General features: G+C 59.4%; 19 protein-coding genes and 3 tRNA genes. 9 read left to right on the top strand and 13 right to left on the bottom strand.

All coding sequences use genetic code 11. The features are described 5' to 3' along the window. Positions 1–52 precede the first annotated feature (52 nt). From dnaQ to AAGQ88_RS07690, 3 genes are all read right to left on the bottom strand, one after another. Entirely contained in the window at positions 53–796 is a 744-nt protein-coding gene (gene dnaQ, locus AAGQ88_RS07700; RefSeq protein ID WP_342655758.1) for a DNA polymerase III subunit epsilon, read from the bottom strand. A 254-nt stretch (positions 797–1,050) separates the two neighbouring features. Beyond that, positions 1,051–1,503, bottom strand: coding sequence for a ribonuclease HI (rnhA, locus tag AAGQ88_RS07695; RefSeq protein WP_285424494.1), 453 nt, complete (start codon positions 1,501–1,503; stop codon positions 1,051–1,053). A gap of 42 nt (positions 1,504–1,545) precedes the next feature. Beyond that, positions 1,546–2,304 (bottom strand): methyltransferase domain-containing protein, encoded by a 759-nt coding sequence (locus AAGQ88_RS07690; RefSeq protein ID WP_093460343.1) that lies wholly within the window; start codon positions 2,302–2,304, stop codon positions 1,546–1,548. Between the two features lie 111 nt (positions 2,305–2,415). Here AAGQ88_RS07690 and gloB point away from each other — a divergent pair, with 111 nt between their 5' ends. From gloB to fabI, 8 genes are all read left to right on the top strand, one after another. Further along, positions 2,416–3,195, top strand: a complete 780-nt coding sequence (gene gloB / locus AAGQ88_RS07685; protein WP_342654893.1) for a hydroxyacylglutathione hydrolase — start codon at positions 2,416–2,418, stop codon at positions 3,193–3,195. A gap of 99 nt (positions 3,196–3,294) precedes the next feature. Further along, complete coding sequence (locus AAGQ88_RS07680) at positions 3,295–4,911, top strand: LysM peptidoglycan-binding domain-containing protein (protein ID WP_285424496.1); 1,617 nt, start codon at positions 3,295–3,297, stop codon at positions 4,909–4,911. 222 nt (positions 4,912–5,133) lie between these two features. After that, a complete protein-coding gene (locus AAGQ88_RS07675) occupies positions 5,134–6,963 on the top strand; it encodes an extracellular solute-binding protein (RefSeq protein WP_342654892.1) in 1,830 nt (609 codons plus the stop codon). Next, positions 6,960–8,840 carry an extracellular solute-binding protein gene (locus AAGQ88_RS07670; RefSeq protein WP_342654891.1) on the top strand — a complete coding sequence of 627 codons (1,881 nt, stop codon included), beginning with the start codon at positions 6,960–6,962 and terminating at the stop codon, positions 8,838–8,840. The genes AAGQ88_RS07675 and AAGQ88_RS07670 overlap by 4 nt, the downstream gene beginning before the upstream one ends. Before the next feature lies 1 nt (position 8,841). Then, the gene (locus AAGQ88_RS07665) at positions 8,842–9,915 is read left to right on the top strand and encodes a microcin C ABC transporter permease YejB (RefSeq protein WP_093460355.1); all 1,074 of its coding nucleotides are present in this window, start codon (positions 8,842–8,844) and stop codon (positions 9,913–9,915) included. Position 9,916: 1 nt separating this feature from the next. Beyond that, complete coding sequence (locus AAGQ88_RS07660; protein ID WP_093460358.1) at positions 9,917–10,936, top strand: ABC transporter permease; 1,020 nt, start codon at positions 9,917–9,919, stop codon at positions 10,934–10,936. A 1-nt stretch (position 10,937) separates the two neighbouring features. Then, positions 10,938–12,548, top strand: coding sequence for an ABC transporter ATP-binding protein (locus AAGQ88_RS07655; RefSeq protein ID WP_285424500.1), 1,611 nt, complete (start codon positions 10,938–10,940; stop codon positions 12,546–12,548). Between the two features lie 18 nt (positions 12,549–12,566). Then, positions 12,567–13,361 (top strand): enoyl-ACP reductase FabI, encoded by a 795-nt coding sequence (gene fabI, locus AAGQ88_RS07650; protein ID WP_285424501.1) that lies wholly within the window; start codon positions 12,567–12,569, stop codon positions 13,359–13,361. 273 nt (positions 13,362–13,634) lie between these two features. Here the strand turns inward: fabI and AAGQ88_RS07645 are convergent, their stop codons facing one another. The 9 genes from AAGQ88_RS07645 to AAGQ88_RS07605 form a co-directional block, all read right to left on the bottom strand. Then, positions 13,635–15,509 carry a SurA N-terminal domain-containing protein gene (locus AAGQ88_RS07645; protein WP_342654890.1) on the bottom strand — a complete coding sequence of 625 codons (1,875 nt, stop codon included), beginning with the start codon at positions 15,507–15,509 and terminating at the stop codon, positions 13,635–13,637. A gap of 243 nt (positions 15,510–15,752) precedes the next feature. Beyond that, the gene (locus AAGQ88_RS07640; protein WP_003183171.1) at positions 15,753–16,025 is read right to left on the bottom strand and encodes an HU family DNA-binding protein; all 273 of its coding nucleotides are present in this window, start codon (positions 16,023–16,025) and stop codon (positions 15,753–15,755) included. Between the two features lie 139 nt (positions 16,026–16,164). Beyond that, positions 16,165–18,561 (bottom strand): endopeptidase La, encoded by a 2,397-nt coding sequence (gene lon, locus AAGQ88_RS07635; RefSeq protein WP_093460370.1) that lies wholly within the window; start codon positions 18,559–18,561, stop codon positions 16,165–16,167. A gap of 183 nt (positions 18,562–18,744) precedes the next feature. Further along, positions 18,745–20,028 carry an ATP-dependent Clp protease ATP-binding subunit ClpX gene (clpX, locus tag AAGQ88_RS07630; RefSeq protein ID WP_093460373.1) on the bottom strand — a complete coding sequence of 428 codons (1,284 nt, stop codon included), beginning with the start codon at positions 20,026–20,028 and terminating at the stop codon, positions 18,745–18,747. 106 nt (positions 20,029–20,134) lie between these two features. Beyond that, positions 20,135–20,776 (bottom strand): ATP-dependent Clp endopeptidase proteolytic subunit ClpP, encoded by a 642-nt coding sequence (gene clpP, locus AAGQ88_RS07625; RefSeq protein WP_093462477.1) that lies wholly within the window; start codon positions 20,774–20,776, stop codon positions 20,135–20,137. Between the two features lie 90 nt (positions 20,777–20,866). After that, on the bottom strand, positions 20,867–22,177 hold the full coding sequence (gene tig / locus AAGQ88_RS07620) for a trigger factor (RefSeq protein WP_342654889.1): 1,311 nt from the start codon (positions 22,175–22,177) through the stop codon (positions 20,867–20,869). A gap of 374 nt (positions 22,178–22,551) precedes the next feature. Beyond that, a tRNA-Leu gene (locus tag AAGQ88_RS07615) sits at positions 22,552–22,636 on the bottom strand. 57 nt (positions 22,637–22,693) lie between these two features. Beyond that, a tRNA-His gene (locus tag AAGQ88_RS07610) sits at positions 22,694–22,769 on the bottom strand. Between the two features lie 61 nt (positions 22,770–22,830). Then, positions 22,831–22,907, bottom strand: a tRNA-Arg gene (locus AAGQ88_RS07605). Between the two features lie 308 nt (positions 22,908–23,215). Here AAGQ88_RS07605 and folD point away from each other — a divergent pair. After that, positions 23,216–24,070 (top strand): bifunctional methylenetetrahydrofolate dehydrogenase/methenyltetrahydrofolate cyclohydrolase FolD, encoded by an 855-nt coding sequence (gene folD, locus AAGQ88_RS07600; protein WP_342654888.1) that lies wholly within the window; start codon positions 23,216–23,218, stop codon positions 24,068–24,070. Positions 24,071–24,154: 84 nt separating this feature from the next. On the opposite strand, the gene AAGQ88_RS07595 is transcribed toward folD, so the two are convergent. Next, positions 24,155–25,927 carry an ABC transporter substrate-binding protein gene (locus AAGQ88_RS07595; RefSeq protein WP_342654887.1) on the bottom strand — a complete coding sequence of 591 codons (1,773 nt, stop codon included), beginning with the start codon at positions 25,925–25,927 and terminating at the stop codon, positions 24,155–24,157. Positions 25,928–26,056: the final 129 nt, after the last annotated feature.

The raw sequence follows: 26,056 nt of genomic DNA, 5'->3' as shown, positions 1-26,056 counted from the left end.
AAGATCACATCACGCGCGTCGGACGACCTGCACGCCGCCCGCCGCCTGGAGATCACTGAGCCTGGCTCTGAGCCTCGAGCAACTGCGTCCACAACGCCGGAGCGCCCGCCGACTTGGCAATCACGGCCAGACGCGCTTCATGCTCGGCCAGCTCCGCTTCGCTCGCCACGACAATACGGCCCGGCGCGCGATTGAGGATGTGGCGCACTTCCGTCGGCCGGTCCGCGCCACCCTCGCCATCGTTATTCCCTGCCAGCGACAGCGTCGTCTGGCCACCGGTCATCGCCAGATAGACATCCGCGAGGATCTCGGAGTCGAGCAAAGCGCCGTGCAGCTCGCGACCGGAGTTGTCGACATCGTAACGCTTGCACAGCGCATCCAGGCTGTTGCGTTGCCCCGGATGGCGTTCGCGGGCCATCGCCAGGGTGTCGAGGATGGAGCAATAACTGGCCAGGTCAGCCCGATCATGCTGGCCGATCAGGGCAAACTCGTTGTTGAGAAAGCCGACGTCGAACGCCGCGTTGTGGATGATCAGCTGCGCGCCTTTGATGAACTCATAGAATTCGTCAGCCACTTCGCCGAAACGAGGTTTGCCGATCAGGAACTGGTCAGTGATGCCGTGGACGCCGATAGCGCCCTCGTCACTTTCCCGGTCCGGCTGCAGGTACACGTGGAAATGCCGCCCGGTCAACCGCCGGCCGATGACTTCGACGCAACCGATCTCGATCACGCGATGGCCGTCAGTGACAGGCATACCGGTGGTTTCGGTGTCGAGGACGACCCGTCGTTCAGTGATGATATTTTGTACAGTCATTGCCTACCGCCTCAGCTTCAGGCGCGGATATTAGCATGGGAGTTTTCGGGATGTGCGCGCCGGCGATTGACTGATGCAGGACCTGAGGTGCGCGTGCCCAAGAAGGCCGAACTCAGCGACGTGCATCCGCTGGCGCGAGTGGCCCGTTCGTGAGCCGGCTCATTCCCACAGCAGCCGGCGCGTGATGGCCGGCTACAGCAGACATCCCAGCGCGGACCACGCATCGGCGATGGCCATCAGCCGTGCCTGATCCCGCGAACCTCGTCCACGCCACGGTTGGCCAGTTGGTCTGCGCGCTCGTTGCCAGGATGGCCGATATGACCGCGGACCCATTTCCACGTGACCTTGTGGCGGTTGACCTGCTCGTCCAGTTGCATCCAGAGGTCGGCGTTTTTCACCGGCTCCTTGGCCGCCGTCTTCCAGCCACGCTTCTTCCAGTTGGGCATCCACTCGGTGATGCCCTTCATGACGTACTGCGAGTCCGTCACCAGCGTCACCTCACACGGGCGCTTCAACTCTTCCAGGCCACGAATCGCGCCGAGCAGCTCCATGCGGTTGTTGGTGGTGTTGGCTTCACCCCCCCAGAGTTCCTTTTCCACGCCTTTGCACACCAGCAAGGCGCCCCAGCCGCCGGGACCGGGGTTGCCCTTGCAGGCGCCGTCGGAGAAGAGTTCTACGGTATCGCTCATTACGGATTTTCCAGATGTGAGAAAGCGCGCGCAGCACCGGGACTAAGGCTCGGGACTGCGCCGGTTGACCTTGGCCATCGGCAGCGGCAACAACTTGCCCATCGGTTCGCGACGGGGCATGCGCACGGGGCGAAGACCGACCACCAGCTTGCGCGCTACCAATAAATAGAAGCCGCCGCCCGGGCTCTGCCAGCCATCGGCAAGGCGCTCCAGACCGGACAGCCGGGACTGCCACTTGGGCGAAGCAAGCGGCGGACGATAGCACCCGAAGCGACGTTTCTCCAGCGCGAAGCCCAGCAGGTTCAGCCAGTCGCCAACGCGCGACGGCGAGATGCAACGAGCCCGGCGCAAGGCATCATTGGTGAAGAAGTGACGCACGCCCCACGTGCTCCAGGGGTTGATTCCGATGATGAGCAGATGGCCTCCGGGACGCACGCTGCTGGCCGCCTCGCGCAACAGGCCATGCGGAGACAGGCAGAAATCCAGCCCGTGTTGCATCACCACCACGTCGGCGGCATGTTCACTCAACGGCCAGGCCTGCTCTTCGCAGACGATTTCAACGCCCGGCAACGGGGCACCGAGGCGCACGTTGCGCTGCACTTGTTTGGCGGCGGGCGGCGTCTGCGCCGAAGGCCCGTAATGCACCAGATAGCCGCCAAAGAATCGCTCGAGCTCTTCTTCCAGAACCCGCCGCTCTTCTTCCAGCAACAGTTGCCCCAACGGCCCGGACAACCATTCACGGGCCGCGCTGATCAACTCAAGCCATTCAGGGTCGGCCTGGGCGAACGCTTCATCGGTCATTTCCGGTCTCCATGAGGTAGTCCCGCAAGTTGATCCCGTGCGAGATGCTCGCCTGGAATCTGTTCAGACTCTAAGATGCCTCTCATTGTTTCCAGCCGAGCGAACCGCGCCATGATACAGATCGATGCCCTGCCCGCTTTCAACGATAACTACATCTGGTTGTTACAAGACAATGCCAGCAAGCGTTGCGCGGTGGTCGATCCCGGTGATGCAGCGCCCGTGCAGGCCTGGCTGCAGCGCAATCCGGAGTGGCAGTTGAGCGACATTCTGATCACCCATCATCATGCCGACCATACCGGCGGTGTCGAACAGCTCAAGCGCCAGACGGGCGCCACCGTTTACGGTCCGGCCAACGAGAATATCCCGGCCAGGGATGTCGCACTGTCCGACAACGATCATCTCACCGTACTCGGCCTGGGCTTCGTCGTCCATGCGGTTCCTGGCCACACCCTGGGTCACATCGCTTTCTATCACGACGATCCACGACAGCCTTTGCTGTTCAGTGGCGACACCCTGTTCGCGGCCGGTTGCGGTCGCCTGTTCGAGGGCACGCCGGAGCAGATGCACCACTCCCTCGGTCGTCTGGGCGCGCTGCCCGACAGCACCCTGGTGTACTGCGCCCATGAGTACACGCTCAGCAACCTGCGTTTTGCCGTCGCGGTCGAGCCAGAAAACCCCGACGTCACGGGGCGTTTCGAGGAGGTCACGCGGCTGCGTGAACAAAACCGCATCACCCTGCCATCGAACCTTGCCCTCGAGCGCAAGACCAATCCGTTTCTACGCGTGTCGATCGACGCTGTGAAACAAAAAGCGGACGAACGGACCGGTACAGACAACGCATCGCCTGCAGCGGTTTTTGCGGCCCTGCGCGCATGGAAAGATAAGTTCTAAACGGGTGGCGAATCGGTACGAAAATTCTGAAAGGTTGACCGTTCTCAAGACGCTTTCTAGAATCGCCCGACATTTTCGACTGGAACTATCCCCCAGCCAATGTCGTCATCTATACGCAGAACCTTTAATTCCGACGCATTGACTCGGTTAGCGCAGGCGATCGCGGTGGTCGCGAGCGCCACTCTGGCGGGCTGCCAGACCACCAGCAGCCTGGAGCCTGCCGGCTCCACGAACGCTTCCCACTCCCCTGCCGTACCGAAGCCAAAACCGGTTTTCGTGGCGCGCAAGCCTGCGCCACTGGCACCGCCCCATGACGTCTGGGAACGCATGCGCCAGGGCTTTCAATTGCAGGACGGCAACGACCTCAACCCGCGGATCGACCAGCAGCGCCTGTGGTTTGCCAACAACCCGTCGTTTCTCGAAACAGCCGGTGAGCGTGGCAGCCTGTACATGCACTACATCGTCGAGCGCCTGGAAGAACGCAACATGCCGCTGGAGCTGGCGCTGCTGCCGGTGATCGAGAGCGCCTACAACCCGATGGCCCTGTCGCGCAGCGATGCCGCCGGTATCTGGCAGTTCATCCCGTCCACCGGTCGCTATTTCAACCTGCGCCAGACCAACTTCTACGATGGCCGTCGTGATATCACGGCATCCACCACTGCGGCGCTGGATTACCTGACCAAGCTGCATGACATGTTCAACGGCGACTGGCTGCTGGCCCTGGCGGCCTACAACGCCGGTGAAGGCACGGTCAGCCGCGCCATCGAGCGCAATGAACGGCTCAACCTGCCCACCGATTACTGGAACCTGCCGCTGCCGCAGGAAACCCGTGACTACGTGCCAAAACTGCTGGCGCTGTCGCAGGTGGTGATGTCGCCGCAGGCCTACGGGGTCAACCTGAACCCCATCGACAACAAGCCTTACTTCGAAGTCGTCGAGCTGAACCAGCGCATGGACCTGACCAAGGTCGCGCAAATGGCCGACATCGACGAAGACGAGCTGATGCAGCTCAACCCCGCCTTCAAGAAACGCCTGACCATCGACGGCCCGCAGCACTTGCTGGTGCCGACGTCAAAATCGCAGCTGTTGACCGCCAGCCTGTCGAACATGAAACCCGAAGAGCTGGTGGACTGGCAGCAGTACCGCGTACGTCCGGGCGACAGCCTGGCGAGCATCGCCAGTCGCTATAAAGTCTCGACCGGCACGCTGAAGGACCTGAACAAGCTGTCCAGCAACCACCTCAAGCGTGGCATGGCGTTGACCATTCCGGTCCAGCCGGGCATGAAAACCACGCTGCCGGTGTTCGAAGAAGTCGCCGAAGTCGATGAAAAGCCTGCGCGCACCCGCACCTATAAAGTGAAAAAGGGCGACAACCTCGGGCAGATCGCCCGGATCAACAAGGTTGAAGTCAAGGATCTGCAGCACTGGAACAAACTGTCCGGCTACAACCTGAAAGTCGGTCAGACGCTGGTGATGCAAGACAACAGCAAGCCAGCCAAAGCCAGCACCCGCGCGGTCGCCAAAGCCGACACCGGCACTGCCAAGGGCGAGGACGCCGACAAGAAATCCATGCAGTACAAGATCCAGAAAGGAGACTCGCTGTATCTGGTGGCCAAGCGGTTCAACGTTGAAATGCAGCACCTCAAGCGCTGGAATCCACGCAGCGGACAGGCGCTGAAGCCGGGCCAGACGCTGACGGTTTATCTGCCGCATTGATTGGCGCAACACCGAACAGCATTTACCGATTGCCCGCGCGCAGAACGGTCTCTTTGTAGAGGCGCGCTTGCCGCGATTGCGGTGTGTCAAACGACAGATGTGTCACAGGCATATCGTGTTCGCGGGCAAGCGCGCTGCTACAGGCGAGCATCCAAGACGACCCTTTTTCCAGCCCATACAAGCTGTTACTGTGACCGACCGCTGCCTGGATCGAACGCCGACTTGATACGCACCCTGCTGCTGATTTTCAGCCTGGTCTTGAGCACGACAGCCGCCGCGACCATCAGCGAAAGCCATGGTTATGCACAGTTCGGCGTTCTCAAGTATCCGGCCAGCTTCACTCACTTCGACTGGGTCAATCCCGAGGCGCCGAAGGCTGGCACCTTGCGAATCATGGCGAACGGTACCTTCGACACGCTTAACCCCTACACCTTCAAGGGCAGCAGCCCGATCTCGACGCCGAATTTCGGCCAGTATGGCGTCAATGAGCTGAACGAGCCGCTGATGGTCGGCACCGGCCAGTACGACCCTTCCGGCGACGAGCCGACATCCAGTTATGGCCTGATCGCCAGGTCCGTCGAGTACAGCGAGGACCGTAGCTGGGTCGTCTTCAACCTGCGACCTGAGGCGCGCTTCCATGACGGCAAGCCGATCACGGCCTACGACGTCGCCTTTTCCTACAGAACGCTGCTGAAAGACGGTCACCCTCAATACCGCACGGCGCTTCAGGAAGTGCAGCGTGTGGACATTCTCAACCGTCACCGCATCCGTTTCGTGTTCAAGCGGTCCGGCAATCCATTGCTGATTCTGCGCCTCGGCGAGCTGCCCGTGCTGCCGCAGCATTACTGGAAGAATCGCGATTTCAAGGCGACCACGTTCGAACCGCCGCTGGGCAGCGGCCCTTATCGCATCACTCAGGTGCGTCCGGGCCGCAGCCTGGTGTTCGAGCGGGTCAAGGATTACTGGGGCAAAGACCTGCCGGTCAACCGCGGCAAGTACAATTTCAACCGGGTCGAGGTCGAGTTTTACCGCGACGCGGACGTTGCCTTCGAGGCATTCAAGGCGGGTGAATTCGACATCTACATCGAACATCAGGCCAAGAACTGGTTCACCGGCTACGATTTTCCGGCCGTGGCCAGCGGCAGCGTGATCAAGGCGCAGATCGCCCATCAGATCCCGACCCAGACTCAGGGTCTGTTCATGAACACCCGCCGCGGCAACTTCGCCGACATCAGGGTACGTGAGGCGTTGGGGCTGATGTTCAACTTCGAGTGGACCAACCGCACGCTGTTCAACAACGCCTACCAGCGCTCGACCAGTTACTACCCCAACAGCGAATTTTCCGCCACCGATGTGCCGGCCGGTCGCGAGTTTCTGGAACTTGCGCCCTATCGCGAGCAACTGCCGCCCAAATTGTTCACGCAGCCATTCACGGTTTCGAAAACCGATGGCGGCGGCGTGCCGCGCGACACCATTCGCAGAGCCCTGGGTCTGCTCGCCGAGGCCGGCTGGCATTTCACCGACCGAGGCCTGACCAACCGCGATGGCCAGCCGTTGCGTTTCGAAATACTTCTGGTCAATCCGAATCTAGAACGAATCCTGCAGCCCTACATCGAAGACCTCACGCGAATCGGCGTCGACGCGCATCTGCGCACGGTTGATCGCGCTCAATACAAACAGCGCCTGGACCAGTTCGATTTCGACATGATTCTGATGACTTTGAACCAGACGCTCAGCCCGGGCCTTGAGCAGTGGCAGTATTTCCATTCCAGTCAGGCCAATGTCAAAGGCAGCAAGAACTACGCCGGCGTCGCCAATTCTGTGGTGGACAACCTGCTCAACCGGCTGCTGGCCGCAAAAACCCGCGATGACCAGGTGGCGGCGACCAAAGCCCTGGACCGGGTGTTGCTCTGGCAGCATTACATGATCCCCAACTGGTACCTCAACAATCATCGTCTGGCCTACCGCAACCGGTTTGCCATGGTCACCACCCCGCCCTATACGCTGGGGCTGCGCGCGTGGTGGCTCAAGCCTTCGGAGAAAAACCCATGACTGCCTTGCGCTCACTGCGGGCTGGCGGCCTGTTTCTGCTCGCCCCGCTGTTGCTCGGCGTGGCCTGCCCGTCGCAGGCGGCGCCGCAACACGCCATCACGCTTTACAACGAAGCGCCCAAATACCCGGCCGACTTCAAGCATTTCGATTATGTGAATCCCTATGCGCCAAAGGGCGGGATTCTGCGCAGCGCAGGCTTCGGTGGTTTCGACAGTCTCAACCCATTCATCAGCAAAGGCGTGCCCGCCGATGACATCGGCCTGATCTACGACACGCTGATGCGCCAGGGCCTGGATGAACCCTTCACTGAATACGGCCTGATCGCCGAGAAAATCGAAAAAGCCCCCGATAACAGCTGGGTACGTTTCTATCTGCGGCCTCAGGCGAAATTCAACGACGGCCACCCGGTGCGCGCCGAAGACGTGGTCTTCAGCTTCGAAACCCTGATCAAGGATGGCTCCCCGCTCTACCGCAGCTATTACGCCGATGTCGATCAGGCCGTCGCGGAAAACCCGCTGACGGTGCTGTTCAAGTTCAAACACACCGATAACCGCGAGCTGCCGTTGATCATCGGCCAGTTGCCGGTGCTGCCCAAGCATTGGTGGGCCACCCGTGATTTCAGCAAAGGCAATCTTGAAATCCCGCTGGGCAGCGGGCCGTACAAGGTCGCCGAGGTCAAGGCCGGACGTTCGGTGCGCTACGAGCGGGTCAAGGATTACTGGGGCAAGGACCTGCCGGTCAATAAGGGTTTTTACAACTTCGACAAGCTGTCCACTGACTATTACCGCGACAACACGGTTGCCCTGGAAGCGCTGAAGGCGGGCGCATTCGATTTCTGGCAGGAGATGACCGCCAAGAACTGGGCGACTGCCTACGACGTACCGGCGGTCAAGGAAGGCCGGCTGGTCAAGGAAGAGATTCCCAATGGCAACCCGCAGGGCATGCAGGGTTTCATCTTCAACCTGCGCAAACCGATGTTTCAGGATGCCCGCGTGCGTCAGGCGCTGAGCCTGCTGCTGGACTTCGAATGGACCAACAAACAGCTGTTCTTTGGCACTTACACGCGCACGAAGAGCTATTTCGACAACTCCGACATGGCCTCCCGCGGCCTGCCTTCGCCCGCCGAGCTGAAGATCCTCGAACCGCTGCGCGACAAATTGCCTGCGCCGCTGTTTACCGAAGAATTCAAGTTGCCGGTCACCGATGGCAGCGGGATCATTCGCGAGCAGCAGCGCAAGGCGTTCGCCCTGCTCAAGGAAGCCGGCTGGAAGATCGTCGGCGACAAGATGGTCGACACCGAAGGCAAGCCGGTCAGCATCGAGTTCCTGCTGGCCCAGACCGAATTCGAGCGTGTGCTGCTGCCGTTCAAGCGCAACCTGGCGGACATCGGCATCAATCTGGAAATCCGTCGCGTCGACGTGTCGCAGTACATCACCCGCCGACGCTCGCGCGACTACGACATGATTGTCGGCAGCTTCCCGCAGTCCAGTTCGCCCGGCAACGAACAGCGCGAATACTGGGACTCGTCGGCGGCGGACCGGCCGGGCAGCTATAACCTGATCGGGCTCAAGGATCCGGCAGTCGACACGCTGGTCAGCGGCCTGATCAATGCCGACTCCCGGCAAAGCCTGATCGATCACGCCCGCGCGCTGGATCGCGCGCTGCTGTGGGGCTACTACGTGATCCCCAACTGGCACATCAAGACCTGGCGTCTGGCTTACTGGGACCATCTGGGCCATCCGGCCAAGTCGCCGCTGTACGACATCGGCACGATGACCTGGTGGGTCAAGCCGGATGCGACGCCGGCCATTCCAGTGCAGACCGACGCCGGGCCGACCTCGCCTGAAGCGGAACCCTCCAAGGGCACGGAGCAATAACATGCTGGCGTACATCCTGCGGCGCTTGCTGCTGATCGTGCCGACCCTGTTCGGCATTCTGCTTATCAACTTCGTGATCATCCAGGCCGCACCGGGCGGCCCGGTGGAACAGATGATCGCCAAGCTCGAAGGCTTCGAGGGCGCCACCAGCCGCATCGCCGGCGGCGGCGCCGAGGTCTCGGTGGCGGGCTCGACCTATCGCGGCGCACAAGGGCTGGACCCGGCGCTGATCAAGGAAATCGAGCACATGTACGGCTTCGACAAGTCGGCGCCGGAACGCTTGTGGATCATGGTCAAGAACTACGCCCGCCTGGACTTCGGCGACAGCTTCTTTCGCGACGCCAAGGTCATCGATCTGATCGTCGAGAAGATGCCGGTCTCGATCTCACTGGGACTGTGGAGCACGCTGATCATGTACCTGGTGTCGATTCCGCTGGGCATCGCCAAGGCCACGCGTCACGGCAGCCACTTCGACGTCTGGACCAGTTCGGCAATCATCGTCGGCTACGCGATTCCAGCGTTTCTGTTCGCCATCCTGTTGATCGTGGTATTTGCCGGCGGCAGCTATTTCGACTGGTTCCCGCTGCGCGGCCTGACCTCCAGCAACTTCGACGAATTAAGTTGGCTGGGCAAGGTGGGCGACTACTTCTGGCACCTGGTGCTGCCGATCACCGCGCTGGTGATCGGTAACTTCGCCACCATGACCTTGCTGACCAAAAACAGCTTCCTCGATGAAATCGGCAAGCAGTACGTGATCACCGCCAAAGCCAAAGGGCTGACCCAGCGCCGCGTGCTGTACGGGCACGTATTCCGCAACGCGATGCTGTTGGTGATCGCTGGTTTCCCGTCGGCATTCATTGGCATTTTCTTCACCGGCTCGTTGCTGGTCGAAGTGATCTTTTCCCTCGACGGCCTGGGCCTGATGAGCTTTGAAGCCGCGATCAACCGCGATTACCCGGTGGTGTTCGGCACCCTGTTCATCTTCACCTTGCTGGGCCTGGTGGTGAAGCTGATCGGCGACCTGACCTACACGCTGGTTGACCCACGTATCGACTTCGACCGCAGGGATCATTGATATGACGTTGTCCCCTCTCAATCGACGCCGTTTCGAACGCTTCAAGGCCAACAAACGCGGCTGGTGGTCGCTGTGGCTGTTCCTGATCCTGTTCGGCGCAAGCCTGGGCGCCGAGTTGATCGCCAACGACAAGCCGCTCGCCGTGCGTTACGACGGTCAGTGGTATTTCCCGGTGTTCGAGCGCTACCCGGAAACCACGTTCGGCGGGGAATTCCCGCTGGAGGCCAACTACAAGAGCCCGTACATCAAGGAGCTGCTCGCGGCCAAGGGCGGCTGGACACTGTGGGCGCCGATCCCGTTCAGTTATCAGAGCATCAACTACGACTTGAAAGTCCCGGCGCCTGCGCCACCGTCGCGGGATAACCTGCTCGGCACCGATGATCAGGGACGTGACGTGCTCGCGCGGGTGATCTATGGCTTCCGGGTGTCGGTGCTGTTCGCCCTGACGCTGACCGTGCTCAGCTCCATCATCGGCGTCATCGCCGGCGCCCTGCAGGGTTTCTACGGTGGCTGGGTCGATCTGGTCGGCCAGCGCTTTCTGGAGATCTGGTCCGGCCTGCCCGTGCTTTATCTGCTGATCATCCTGGCCAGCTTCGTACAGCCCAATTTCTGGTGGCTGCTGGGCATCATGCTGCTGTTCTCCTGGATGAGCCTGGTGGATGTCGTGCGTGCCGAATTCCTGCGTGGTCGCAACCTGGAGTACGTGCGCGCGGCGCGAGCGCTGGGGATGCAGAACGGCGCGATCATGTTCCGCCACATCCTGCCCAACGCCATGGTCTCGACCATGACCTTCATGCCTTTCATCCTCACCGGCGCGATCGGCACACTGACCGCGCTGGACTTCCTGGGTTTCGGCCTGCCCGCCGGCTCCCCCTCGCTGGGCGAACTGGTCGCGCAGGGCAAATCCAACCTGCAGGCGCCGTGGCTGGGCATCAGTGCCTTTGCCGTGCTGGCGATCATGTTGAGTCTGCTGGTGTTCATCGGCGAATCCGCCCGTGACGCATTCGACCCGAGGAAATGAGATGAATCAGGACAATCTGATCGAAATCCGCGACCTGGCCGTCGAGTTCGTCGCAGGCCAGAACACTCAGCGCGTGGTCGAAGGCATCAGCTTCGATATCCGTAAGGGCGAGACCCTGGCGCTCGTCGGCGAGAGCGGTTCGGGCAAGTCGGTCACCGCCCATTCGATTCTGCGACTTCTGCCCTACCCGCTGGCCCGGCACCCGTCCGGCACGATCCGGTATGGTGGCCACGACCTGTTGACCGCCAGCGAGAAACGCATGCGGGCGATTCGCGGCAATCGCATCGCGATGATCTTTCAAGAGCCGATGACGTCGCTCAATCCGCTGCAGTCCATCGAAAAGCAGATCAACGAGGTCCTCGGCCTGCACAAAGGCCTGACCGGCAAAGCGGCGACGCGTCGCACCCTTGAACTGCTTGAACTGGTCGGCATTCCCGAACCGTTGAAGCGGCTCAAGGCGTTGCCTCACGAATTGTCCGGCGGCCAGCGACAGCGCGTGATGATTGCCATGGCGCTGGCCAATGAGCCTGAGCTGCTGATCGCCGACGAACCGACGACCGCGCTGGACGTCACCGTTCAGCTGAAAATCCTCAAGCTGCTGAAAGAATTACAGGGCCGGCTGGGCATGGCGCTGTTGCTGATCAGTCACGATTTGAACGTGGTTCGACAAATAGCTGACCGAGTATGTGTCATGCAGCGCGGTTGCATCGTCGAACAGGCATCGTGCGAGGAGCTGTTCCGCGCACCGCAGCATCCGTACACCGTCGAGCTGCTCAGCGCCGAGCCCAAGGGCGGACCTTCGGACAATGCGCCGGGCGCGCCAATGCTGGAAGTCGAGGACCTGAAAGTCTGGTTCCCGATCAAGAAAGGCGTGTTCAAGCGGACCGTCGATCACGTCAAAGCAGTCGACGGCATCCACTTCAGTCTGCCCAAGGGCCAGACGCTGGGGATTGTCGGTGAAAGCGGCTCGGGCAAATCGACGCTGGGTCTGGCGATTCTTCGGTTGATTCGCAGTGAGGGCGAGATACGCTTTCATGGTCAGTCGCTGTCGACGCTCAATCAGCATCAGGTTCGACCGCTGCGGCGGCAGATGCAGGTGGTGTTTCAGGACCCGTTCGGCAGCCTGAGCCCGCGCATGTCGGTGTGTGACATCGTTGGCGAGGGCCTGCGCATCCACAAGATCGGCACGCCGGTGGAACAGGAGGCGGCGGTGGTTGCGGCGCTCAAGGAGGTCGGTCTGGACCCGGAAACCCGGCACCGCTATCCCCACGAGTTTTCCGGTGGGCAACGGCAAAGGATCGCCATAGCCCGGGCATTAGTGTTAAAACCGGCGCTGATTTTGCTGGACGAGCCGACTTCGGCCCTCGACCGCACCGTTCAGCGTCAAGTGGTGGAGCTTTTGCGCTCCCTGCAAACCAAGTACAACCTGACGTATTTGTTTATCAGCCATGACCTGGCGGTAGTCAAAGCGTTGAGCCACCAACTGATGGTGGTCAAACAAGGCCAAGTGGTCGAACAGGGTGTGGCAGAGGACATCTTCGCCGCACCGCAACATCCTTATACACAGCAGCTGCTGGAGGCCGCCTTCCTGGCGCCGGCAGCTGTCGATTAACCTGAAGAGGAACAAACCATGGGTTTTCTCGCCGGTAAGCGCGTCCTGATCGTCGGTGTCGCCAGCAAACTGTCCATCGCATCCGGCATCGCTGCCGCCATGCATCGCGAGGGCGCTGAGCTTGCCTTCACCTACCAGAACGAAAAACTCAAAGGCCGCGTGGAAGAATTCGCTGCTGGCTGGGGTTCGAACGCTGAACTGTGCTTCCCTTGCGACGTGGCCAGCGATGAAGAAATCGCCAAGGTCTTCGAAGAGCTGAGCAAGAAGTGGGACGGCCTGGACTGCATCGTGCACTCGGTCGGCTTTGCACCAGGCGACCAGCTGGATGGCGACTTCACCCAAGCCACCACCCGTGATGGTTTCCGTATCGCTCACGACATCAGCGCCTACAGCTTCGTGGCCCTGGCCAAGGCTGGCCGCGAACTGATGAAAGGCCGCAATGGCAGCCTGTTGACCCTGTCTTACCTGGGCGCCGAGCGCACCATGCCGAACTACAACGTGATGGGCATGGCCAAAGCCAGCCTGGAAGCGGGCGTACGTTACCTGGCACGCAGCCTGGGCCCGGACGGTACTCGGGTCAACGCGGTTTCGGCAGGTCCGATCCGTACCCTCGCCGCTTCCGGCATCAAGAACTTCCGCAAGATGCTCGACGCCAACGAAGCGCAGACGCCTCTGCGTCGTAACGTGACCATCGATGAAGTCGGCAACGCCGGCGCATTCCTGTGCTCGGACCTGGCGTCCGGTGTCAGCGGTGAAATCATGTACGTCGACGGTGGCTTCAACACCACGGCGATGGGTGATCTGGAAGGTTGATGCATTAGCGTCAGTGCCGTTCCTGTAGACGCCGGCTCGCCGGCGATGACGGTGGGTCAGTCAGCGATGTGCTGAATGGCCTGCCGTTTTTTTTGGATGTCAGGATCGGTGGCTTTTCGGCTAAAGCCGGTCCTTCGGTTTGTCGGCAGTGCTCACTGGAACTGGCTTCGGCTGAACGGTCCTGCATCGTCGCAAAGCCACTGCAATCACCTGTAAACAAAAAGCCCCGACTCTCACGAGCCGGGGCTTTTGATTTTCAGCGGGACGCGACGATCAATACTTCTCGATCTTCGCCGCCGATTGCAACTGCGCCTGATACGACTCGAAGTCCTGACGGCCCTCGCGGGACGCGAGGAAGCGACGGTACTGCGTCTTCTCGGCATCGGTCGCCGGCGCTGCCTGATTCACGCCATTGAGGCGCACAATCACGAAGCTTCCATCGGCGGCCGTCAGACTGCCATAGACCGGCTTGTCCTTGCCTTCAGGCTTGGGCATGCGGAACAGCGCCTGCAAGACCTGAGGATCAACGCCCTCCTGACTGCGCGAAGCCGCTTCCACGACCTTCCAGCTCTGACCTTCCTGCTTGGTCGCCGCATACGGAACCTTGCCGTCACGCAGACCTGCCAGCAGCGCCTCGCCCTTGGCCTTTACAGCCTCGCTGGCGCGGTCTTTGGTCAATTGCGCGCGGATAGGCGCAGCGACCGCCTCCAGTGGCAACTGCTCAGGCTGACGATGCTCCTTCACGTGCACGACAACCACCGTCTCAGGATCAAGCTCGAGCGCGGAACTGTTGGAACCTTCTTCCATCACTTCCTGACTGAAAGCGGCCTGGATCACGGCGCGATTGGCTGCGATGCCTTCCCCGCCCTCACGGCCGAACGGCGCAGTGGTCTGAACCTTCAGGCCCAGGTCCTGAGCCGGCTGTACCAGATCGGAAGCTTCATACGCGGCGTCCTGCAACTTCTTGCTGGCATCGACGTACTTCTGCTCAACCTGCAGCGACTTCAGGTCGTGAGTCAGTTTGTCCTTCAGACTGGCGAACGACGGAACCGATGGTGCCTCGACACCCAGCAACTTGATCAGGTGCCAGCCGAACTGGCTGCGAACCGGGGTCGATACCTGATTTTTGTTCAGCGCGTACAGTGCGTCTTCGAAGGCCGGATCGTAAACGCCTTTACCGGCGTAACCCAGGTCACCGCCTTTGCTCGACGAGCCCGGGTCCTGCGAAAACTCCTTGGCCAGCGCGGCGAAATCCTCGCCTTTGGCCAGACGCTGCTGAATCTCTTCGATCTTGGCTTTCGCCTGCGCATCGCTGGTCTTGTCGTTGACTTCAATCAGGATGTGCGCAGCGCGACGCTGTTCGGCCAGGTTGGAGATTTCTTTCTGATAGGCCGCTTGCAGGTCTTCGTCCTTCACCGACACCTTGTCGAAGAACGAGGATTTCTTCAGCTCGATGTAATCGAGAACGACCTGTTCAGGGCTCAGAAACTCTTTGGCGTGCTGGTCGTAGTGCGCCTTGACCTCGTCGTCGGCGACTTTCACATTCGACGGATCGGCAGGCAGCGTCAGCGTGGCGAAGTCGCGCGTTTGCTTCTCCAGACGCGCGAAGGCATCCACCTGAGCATCGGTGACGAAGGCACTGCCGCCAATGCCGGCGCGCACCTGACCGATCAGCATTTCCTGACCGAGGATCTCGCGGAACTGCATGCGGCTGTAGCCCAGCTGACGCACGACCTGGTCGAAACGATCGGCGTTGAATTTGCCGTCCACCTGAAACTCGGGCGTCAACAGGATCTGCTGATCCAGCGAGGCCTCGGAAAAGCCGAACTTGGCGTCGGCTGCGCCCTGCAGCAGCAACTTGCGATCGATCAGGCCTTTGAGGGCCGAATCACGCAGCATCTGCTCGTTGAGCATCGCCGGGTCGAAATCCTTGCCCAACTGTTGCATCAGCTGACGGCGCTGCATTTCAACGGCCTGGCCCAACTCGACCTGTGTGATCTCGTCGCCATTGACCTTCGCGGCATCCTGAGAATGGCCCGTGGCCCTGAAAATGGCATCGAAACCCGTCAGCGCCATCAGGGCCATGATGACCCCGATAATAGTCTTGGCAATCCAGCCTTGTGAATTGTCCCTGATATTCTGCAGCATGCGTCCCCCAGAGGGTTGTACTCGACTCTCAAAGCTGCGACACACGGAGCGGAGCGTGGGTGAAATCCGGATAGAAGAAAGGCGCATCCGAGGATGCGCCTTCTCGTAACTTACGTGTAAAGCGGACAGGGTTCGCAATTGCGTCCCCTGAGGTGACAGGCCAGCGCTTGACCAACCGCACTTGCCGCTTCACGACCCGAACAGAATAACCCTGTTGCGGGCGGGCAAAGGTAAAAAAGAAACTTAGTTGACTGCTTCTTTCAGAGCTTTACCGGCTTTGAAGCCTGGTTTCTTGGCAGCCGGGATTTCCAGAGTCTTACCGGTCTGTGGGTTACGGCCGGTACGAGCAGGACGATCAGTCACGGAGAAAGTGCCGAAGCCAACCAGTACAACAGAGTCGCCAGCCTTAAGAGCGCCAGTGACGGATTCGATTACTGCGTCCAGCGCACGGCCAGCAGCAGCTTTCGGGATGTCAGCGGATGCGGCGATAGCATCAATCAGTTCCGACTTGTTCACTCTAAGTCCCCTTATGTCTATATTGAGTATATTTCTAAGTTTTTTGGTGTAGCCAAACGAACACTGTATGGCCTGATGAGGCTTGAAGAGCCGCTTTATAACAAGGGCTCTAAAAAGCTGTCAAGGAAGGCCCCCCAGACTAATGCGTGCTAATTCTTTCCTTGGAATCGGACTCGCGTTTTTCATCCTTTGCAACCATCTCCGGAGCCACATCCGGCAAGGGCTCCGGCGCGTATTGCAGCGCAATTTGCAGGACTTCGTCAATCCATTTAACCGGTTTGATCTGCAGATCCTGCTTGATATTGTCCGGAATTTCTTTCAAATCCCGTACGTTTTCTTCCGGGATGATCACCGTTTTAATTCCACCACGGTGAGCGGCCAGCAGTTTTTCCTTCAAACCGCCAATTGCCAGAACCTGACCACGCAGGGTGATTTCACCCGTCATTGCGACATCCGCACGAACAGGGATCTGTGTCAGCGCTGAAACCAGCGCCGTGCACATGCCTACACCCGCGCTAGGGCCGTCTTTAGGCGTCGCGCCTTCCGGCATGTGGATGTGCGTGTCGCGCTTCTCGTGGAAGTCCAGAGGAATGCCCAGACTCTTGGCACGACTGCGCACGACCGTCAGCGCAGCAGTGATCGATTCGACCATCACATCGCCCAGCGAACCGGTTTTGATCAACTGACCCTTACCCGGCACGACGGCCGCTTCGATCGTCAGCAACTCACCCCCGACCTGAGTCCAGGCAAGACCTGTCACTTGACCGATCTGGTCCTGTTGTTCAGCCAGACCGTAGCGGAATTTGCGTACGCCGAGGAAGTTTTCCAGCATCGCGGCGGTGACCACGACAGTGAAACGCTTCTCGTGGGCGTGTTCCTTGACCGCCTTGCGGCAGACCTTGGCGATCTGACGCTCAAGGCTACGCACACCGGCTTCACGTGTGTAATACCGGATAATGTCGCGTATGGCCTCTTCTTCGAACTCGATTTCGCCCTTCTTCAGGCCGTTGGCAGCGATCTGCTTGGGCGAGAGGTACTTGGTGGCGATGTTGATCTTCTCGTCTTCGGTATAACCCGGCAGACGGATCACTTCCATGCGGTCCAGCAGGGCCGCAGGAATATTCATTGAGTTCGCGGTGCAGAGGAACATCACATCGGACAGGTCGTAATCGACTTCCAGATAGTGATCGTTGAAGTTGTGGTTCTGCTCGGGATCGAGCACTTCCAGCAACGCAGACGCGGGATCACCGCGCATGTCGCTGCCCATCTTGTCGATTTCGTCCAGCAGGAACAGCGGGTTGCGCACGCCCACCTTGGTCATCTTCTGAATCAGACGACCAGGCATCGAACCGATGTAGGTGCGGCGGTGACCGCGAATCTCGGCCTCGTCACGCACACCACCGAGCGCCATGCGCACGAATTTGCGATTGGTCGCGTGGGCAATCGACTCGGCCAGCGAGGTCTTACCCACGCCCGGAGGACCGACCAGGCACAGCACCGGGCCACGAATCTTCTTCACGCGCTTCTGCACGGCGAGGTATTCGAGGATGCGTTCTTTGACTTCTTCCAGACCGTAGTGGTCGGCATCGAGGATGTCTTCAGCCCGCGCCAGGTCCAGACGCACCTTGCTTTGCGCTTTCCACGGCACCTGGACCAGCCAGTCGATGTAGGAACGAACGACCGTCGCTTCCGCGGACATGGGCGACATCTGCTTGAGCTTGTTCAGCTCGGCGGTGGCCTTGGTCATGGCGTCTTTTGGCAGGCCAGCGGCATCGATACGCTTTTTCAGCTCCTCGATCTCGTTGTGGCCTTCGTCGCTGTCGCCGAGCTCTTTCTGAATGGCCTTCATCTGCTCATTCAGGTAGTACTCGCGTTGACTGCGCTCCATTTGCTTTTTGACCCGGCCACGAATGCGCTTCTCGACCTGGAGCAGGTCGATTTCGGCATCCAGCAGCGCCAGCACGTGTTCGACGCGGGCCGGCAAATCGATGATTTCTAGGATCTCCTGCTTCTGCTCGATCTTCAGCGCCATGTGAGCGGCCATGGTATCGACCAGACGGCCTGGCTCATCGATGCTGTTGAGCGAAGACAGGACTTCAGCCGGGACTTTTTTGCCCAACTGCACATATTGTTCGAACTGCGCCAACAGGCTGCGCACGAACACTTCGGATTCACGGTCCGGGGCATCGACTTCGTCGATCAGCGCCACTTCGGCGCGGCAATGGCCGTCGACCTCGATGAAACGCTCGACAGAGCCGCGCTGCTCGCCTTCGACCAGCACTTTCACAGTGCCGTCAGGCAGTTTGAGCAACTGCAACACGGTTGCAATCGTACCCACGCTATAAAGAGCGTCTTCACCAGGATCATCGTCTGCAGGGTTTCTTTGCGCGAGCAGCAGGATCTGCTTGTCACCTGTCATCGCGGCCTCAAGGGCCTCGATGGACTTCTCGCGCCCCACGAACAGTGGGATAACCATATGCGGATAAACCACGACATCGCGCAATGGCAAAAGAGGCAATTCAATGGTCGTCTTCATGATTTCGCCTCTACGGCGGCCATAAGGCCATGGACAGATAGAAATGAGCTGAAAACCAAGATGGGGGTAGCTACCCAAAAAAACAAGCGTCTATTGGCGTTAATGCGAAAGAGACGTTGAAATGCAAAAAGGGGCCCGTGGGCCCCTTTTCTGTTCCAGTCGCCCGATGCGCTGCCCGAAGGCTTACGCGTCAGGAGCCGCCTTGGCAGGTGGCTCGCTGTTTTCATAGATCAACAGCGGCTTGGAGGTTCCTTCGATCACGCTCTCGTCGATCACCACCTTGCTCACGTCGGTTTGCGACGGGATCTCGTACATGGTATCGAGCAATACGCCTTCGAGGATGGAGCGCAGGCCACGGGCACCGGTCTTGCGCTCAAGCGCACGACGAGCAACCGATTTCAGCGCATCAGTGCGGAATTCCAGATCCACACCTTCCATCTCGAACAGCTTGCCGTATTGCTTGGTCAGCGCGTTCTTCGGCTCGGTCAGAATCTGCATCAGCGCAGCTTCGTCCAGCTCGTCCAGCGTGGCCAGTACTGGCAGACGGCCAACGAATTCCGGAATCAGACCAAACTTGACCAGATCGTCAGGTTCGACCTCACGCAGGGACTCGCCCACCTTCTTGCCCTCTTCCTTGCTGCGAACTTCGGCGTTGAAGCCAATGCCGCCTTTGGTGGAGCGATTCTGGATGACCTTTTCCAGGCCAGAGAACGCGCCGCCGCAGATGAAGAGAATGTTACGCGTGTCCACCTGCAGGAACTCCTGCTGGGGATGCTTGCGACCACCTTGCGGCGGAACGGAAGCCACAGTGCCCTCGATCAGCTTGAGCAGAGCTTGCTGCACGCCCTCGCCCGAGACGTCACGGGTAATCGAAGGGTTGTCGGATTTACGCGAAATCTTGTCGATTTCGTCGATGTAGACGATGCCCATCTGGGCTTTTTCCACATCGTAATCGCACTTCTGCAACAACTTCTGGATGATGTTTTCCACGTCTTCACCGACATAACCGGCTTCGGTCAGAGTCGTGGCGTCGGCGATGGTGAACGGTACGTTGAGCAAACGTGCCAGCGTTTCCGCCAGCAGGGTCTTGCCGGAGCCCGTAGGGCCGATCAGCAGGATGTTGCTCTTGCCCAGTTCGACATCGTCGTTTTTCTTGTCGCGCTGGTTCAGACGCTTGTAGTGGTTGTACACCGCTACTGCGAGAACCTTCTTCGCACGTTCCTGACCAATCACGTACTGGTCAAGGATGGCGCTGATTTCTTTCGGCGATGGCAATTTATGCGCGCTGCTTTCTGCCTGTGCTTCCTGCACCTCCTCGCGGATGATGTCATTGCACAGGTCGACGCACTCGTCACAAACAAATACCGAGGGGCCGGCAATCAACTTGCGTACTTCATGCTGGCTTTTGCCGCAGAAGGAGCAATAAAGCAGTTTGCCGTTGTCCTCGCCGTTGCGGGTGTCAGTCATTCGATCGATCCAATCCGGTAGGCTTGCAACACAAGATGAAGGCAATTGCTGGATTTTTCAAGTCCGCAGGTGGCGGGTAAATCCCGCCACCCGGGATAAGCGCCCGTCAGGCGGTCATTTGCCGTTTGTCGAGAACAGCGTCAACCAGACCGTATTCAGCAGCGCGTTCGGCGCTCATGAAGTTGTCACGGTTGGTGTCACGCTCGATGTTTTCCAGCGATTGGCCCGTGTGGTGAGCCAGCAGCTCGTTCAGGCGCTGGCGAATGTAGAGGATTTCCTTGGCGTGAATGTCGATGTCCGACGCCTGCCCCTGGAAACCACCCAGCGGCTGGTGAATCATCACGCGCGAGTTGGGCAATGCGAAACGCTTGCCCTTGGCACCGCCGGCCAGCAGGAAAGCGCCCATGCTGCAGGCCTGACCCATTACGGTAGTGGAAACGTCCGGCTTGATGAATTGCATGGTGTCGTAGATCGCCATGCCCGCAGTCACCGAACCGCCAGGAGAGTTGATGTAGAGATGGATGTCCTTGTCCGGGTTTTCCGCTTCAAGGAACAGCAGTTGCGCCGAGATCAGGTTGGCCATGTAATCCTCTACGGGGCCTACCAGAAAGATCACTCGCTCCTTGAGCAGGCGAGAGTAGATGTCATAGGCGCGTTCGCCACGGGCGGACTGCTCGATAACCATCGGGACCAGGCCGCCAGCGGCCTGGATGTCAGAGTTCTGCTGAATATAAGAATTGCCGGACATGTCCTGCATTCACTCCCAAATAGTCATGTCTTGAATACGCATAAGCCAGCTCGAAGGCTGGCTTATGGTGTTTTCGAACGAGAGAAAAGATCAGTCGGCTTGTGGAGCTTCTACCGGCTTGACAGCTTCTTCGTACGAGACCGCTTTATCGGTCACGCTCGCTTTCTGCAAAACAGTATCCACAACTTGTTCTTCCAGCACAACCGAACGCACTTCGTTCATCTGCTGTTCGTTCTTGTAGTACCAGGCGACGACTTGCTCTGGCTCCTGGTAAGCGGAAGCCATTTCCTGGATCAGCTCGCGAACGCGGGCTTCGTCAGGCTTGAGGTCGAACTGCTTGACCACTTCAGCAACGATCAGACCCAGCTCGACGCGGCGCTTGGCCTGCTCTTCGAACAGCTCGGCTGGCAGCTGGTCCGGCTTGATGTTGCCGCCAAACTGCTGAACGGCCTGAACGCGTAGACGGTTCACTTCGTTTTCCAGCAGCGCCTTCGGCACTTCGATCGGGTTGGCGGCCAGCAGACCGTCCATTACCTGATTCTTGACCTTGGACTTGATGGCCTGACGCAGCTCGCGCTCCATGTTCTTGCGAACTTCGGTGCGGAAGCCTTCGATGCCGGTTTCCTTGATGCCGAACTGATTGAAGAATGCTTCATTCAGCTCAGGCAGGGTCGGCGCCGAAACGGTGTTGACGGTCACAGTGAACTCGGCAGTTTTGCCGGCCAGTTCCAGGTTCTGATAGTCCTCAGGGAACGTCAGGTTCAGAACGCGCTCTTCACCGGCTTTTGCACCGACCAGGCCATCTTCGAAACCAGGGATCATGCGACCCGAACCCAGCACCAGCTGAGTACCGGTGGCCGAACCGCCAGCGAACGCTTCGCCGTCGATCTTGCCAACGAAGTCGATGTTCAGCTGGTCTTCGTTCTGCGCAGCACGGTCGGCCACTTCGAAGCTGACGTTCTGCTTGCGCAGGATTTCCAGCATGTTGTCCAGATCGGAATCTGCAACTTCAGCCGACAGACGCTCGACGGAAACGGATTCGAAACCGGCAACGGAGAATTCAGGGAACACTTCGAAAGTGGCGACGTACTCGAGGTCTTTGCCTTTTTCGAAGGATTTTGGCTCGACGGAAGGTGCGCCGGCCGGGTTCAGCTTTTGCTCAACGACAGCTTCGTAGAAGGTCGCCTGGATCAGGTCGCCCAGCGCTTCCTGGCGAGCGCCGTCTTCGTAACGCTGGCGGATCACGCTCATAGGCACTTTGCCTGGGCGGAAGCCCGGGATCTTGGCTTTACGTGCGGTCTGCTGCAGACGCTTGTTGACTTCGGTCTCGATGCGCTCAGCTGGCACGCCAATGGTCATGCGGCGCTCGAGAGCGGAAGTGTTTTCAACAGAAACTTGCATGGATATTCCTCGTTGCACAGACGTTAGCCGGCCGTTTCCGACCCCAGAATCAAGGGCAAGCATTCTAGTGGGTCAAACTCAAGAAGTCACCCTACCGAAGGAGGGTAAATACAGCGGAATGCAACCAGAGAAGTGCAGGCAGAAAATTCCACCCTCGCGAGCTGTCTGGAACGCGGCTGATGCGCACCTATATAAAGGAAGCGAAAGCGCGGCCGGACGTCGATCCAGTCCCTGGAAACATACCGGACGAGCCCGCTATCGACAGAAAAGACGGACCCGCACAGCGATGAAACCAATACCTCGAAACAAAAAAAGCCGCACGAGGCGGCTTTTTCTTACCTTGGGACACTGGAGGCGCCATCAAGGTCTGTAGCTGGTGCGGACGAAGAGACTCGAACTCTTACGCCTCGCGGCGCTGGAACCTAAATCCAGTGTGTCTACCAATTCCACCACGTCCGCGTGTGAAGCGCTTAAAGCAAAGGCGCCAGATTATGCATCTGGCGCCTTCTTCGAATATGGGGTGGACGATGGGGATCGAACCCACGACAACAGGAGTCACAATCCTGTGCTCTACCAACTGAGCTACGCCCACCATATTGCGTTGTAACCGAGACACTCCATCAGAGTGCTACTTGTGCCAAAGCTGCCGTTAATGGCGCACCCGGCAGGACTCGAACCTGCGACCATCCGCTTAGAAGGCGGATGCTCTATCCAGCTGAGCTACGGGCGCTTATTTAATTTGCATCTTGCGAGTACAAATTAAGAGCTTTCAATCACGCTGAGCCGATCTGAACTCTACCTGACTTAATCAACCTTTCGACCTGACTCACCGCTTCCGGCTTATCGTGTCTGGGGTTGTGCCCGACAAGTGCGACGAATCTTATAGACGGTCCCCGGGGTCGTCAACACTTTTTTCTAAAAAATTCAGTTAATTAAAGGGCTTAGCTTATTAAGCGGACCAATCGCCTTTGCCCTTGCGTCAGGTCATGCGAGAATGCGCGCTCTTTTTCCCTCCCTTCCGATGGTTAATCACGCGTAATGACTGCAAAACTAATAGACGGCAAAGCGATCGCAGCCAACCTGCGCCAGCAGATCGCCCAACGAGTCGCCGAGCGTCGCGAGCAAGGCCTGCGCACGCCAGGCCTCGCGGTGATTCTGGTCGGCAGCGACCCCGCCTCTCAGGTTTACGTCTCGCACAAACGCAAAGACTGCGAAGAGGTCGGCTTCATCTCCCGCGCCTATGACCTGCCCAGCGAAACCACCCAGACCGAACTGACCGATTTGATCGACAGCCTCAATGACGATCCGGCCATCGACGGCATCCTGCTGCAGTTGCCACTGCCCGAGCATCTCGAATCGAGCAGCCTGCTGGAGCGCATTCGCCCGGACAAGGACGTTGACGGCTTCCATCCTTATAACGTCGGTCGTCTGGCCCAACGCATTCCGCTGCTGCGGCCCTGCACACCCAAAGGCATCATGACGCTGCTGGAAAGCACCGGCGTCGATCTGTACGGCAAGGACGCAGTGGTCGTCGGCGCTTCCAATATCGTCGGGCGCCCGATGGCCATGGAATTGTTGCTGGCCGGCTGCACCGTGACCGTAACCCACCGCTTCACTCAGGACCTACCGGGCCACGTCAGCCGTGCCGATCTGGTGGTCGTCGCCGCCGGCAAGCCGGGTCTGGTCAAAGGGGAATGGATCAAGGAAGGCGCCATCGTCATCGACGTCGGCATCAACCGCCAGGATGACGGCAAGCTGGTGGGCGACGTGGTCTACGAGACCGCCCTGCCCCGCGCCGGCTGGATCACGCCAGTGCCAGGCGGCGTTGGCCCGATGACCCGCGCATGCCTGCTGGAGAACACCCTGTATGCAGCGGAAACGCTGCACGGCTGATCGAAGCATTGCGCACATGAAAAACGGCACCCGAAGGTGCCGTTTTTTTATTGCTTCAGATAAGCCGCTTAGCCGCTTAGCCGCTTACTTCTTGGCTGCTTCCCAGCTCTTCAGCAGATCCGAATACGCGATGGTTTCGCCCTTCGGTTTTTCGTTGGCCAGTTTGCGTTGTGGCGCGAGGAACTTGCCGCCGCTCTTCTCGGCCTTGGTGTACCACTCTTCAGCCTTGGCTTCCGGGTTCATCTTCGGCGCACAACCGCTGGCGTCCTGAACCTTGGAGCGCTCGATGCGGGTCATGATCGCGTCCTGATCCTTGGCCAGACCGTCGAGCGCCGCCTGTGCGGTTTTCTCGCCGGTCACGGCTTCGGCCACATGGCTCCACCACAGCTGCGCCAGTTTCGGATAATCCGGCACGTTGGTGCCGGTCGGCGACCATTGCACGCGCGCAGGGCTGCGGTAGAACTCGACCAGACCACCGAGCTTCGGCGCCAGCGCGGTCATCTCCTTGGAGTTGATGTCCGACTCACGAATCGGCGTCAGGCCGACGATGGTTTTCTTCAACGAGACCGATTTGGAGGTCACGAACTGCGCGTACAGCCAGGCCGCATTGCGCTTCTTCTCGTCGGATGACTTGAGGAAGGTCCACGAACCCACGTCCTGATAGCCCAGCTTCATGCCTTCTTTCCAGTACGGCCCTTTAGGCGATGGCGCCATCCGCCACTTCGGCGTGCCGTCGGCATTCATCACCGGCAGGCCAGGCTTGGTCATGTCGGCGGTAAACGCGGTGTACCAGAAGATCTGTTGCGCGACGTTGCCCTGAGACGGGACCGGGCCCGATTCGGAGAAGGTCATGCCCGCTGCTTCAGGCGGCGCGTAGGCCTTGAGCCAATCGATGTATTTCTGAGTCGCGTAAACAGCCGCCGGGCCGTTGGTGTCGCCGCCGCGGGTGATGCTCGAGCCGACCGGATGGCAGTCCTCGACGCGAATACCCCACTCGTCCACCGGCAGACCGTTGGGCAGGCCTTTGTCGCCGCTGCCGGCCATGGAGAACCAGGCGTCCGTGAAGCGCCAGCCCAGCGACGGGTCTTTCTTGCCGTAGTCCATGTGGCCATACACTTTCTTGCCGTCGATTTCCTTGACGTCTTCGCTGAAGAATTTGGCGATGTCTTCGTACGCCGACCAGTTGACCGGCACACCAAGCTCATAGCCGTACTTGGCCTTGAACTTCTCTTTCAGGTCAGGACGCTCGAACCAGTCGGCACGGAACCAGTACAGGTTGGCGAACTGTTGGTCGGGCAGTTGGTACAGCTTGCCGTCCGGCGCCGTGGTGAACGAGGTGCCGATGAAGTCTTTGATGTCGAGCGTAGGCGACGTGACTTTCGCGCCTTCAGGGCTGTTCATCAGATCGGTCAGCGACAGCGCTTTGCCGTAACGGAAATGGGTACCGATCAGGTCGGAGTCGTTGACCCAGCCGTCATAGATACTTTTGTCCGACTGCATTGCCGTCTGCAGCTTCTCGATCACGTCACCTTCCTGCAGCAAGTCGTGGGTGACTTTGATGCCGGTGATTTCGGTGAAGGCCTTGGCCAGGGTCTTGGATTCGTACTCATGGGTGGTCAAGGTTTCGGAAACGACCTTGATGTCCATGCCGCGAAACGGCTCGGCAGCCTTGATGAACCACTCCAGTTCCTTGAGCTGGTCAGCATCGGACAGGGTCGTCGGCTTGAACTCGCTGGCCGCCCACTTCTTCGCGGCATCCTCGTACTGGTCCGCCCACGCCGACACGCTCAGGCCACTGAGCATGACCATCGTCGCTACCGTCACACTATGTCGCAGCTTGTTTTTCTTATTGAACATAGACACCTCCAGTGTTGAATCTTATGTAGTCCCGCTTTGCAAAACCGTTTGCACCGCTTTTTCTGTAGGAGTGAGCTTGCTCGCGATGGCGGTCTGTCAGAAATCACATCAGTGGCTGACGGATCGCTA

Source organism: Pseudomonas sp. F3-2 (assembly GCF_038804275.1).
GTDB lineage: Bacteria > Pseudomonadota > Gammaproteobacteria > Pseudomonadales > Pseudomonadaceae > Aquipseudomonas.
Note: the sequence above shows the minus strand (reverse complement) of the source record. Positions and strands in the feature narration are given on the sequence as shown.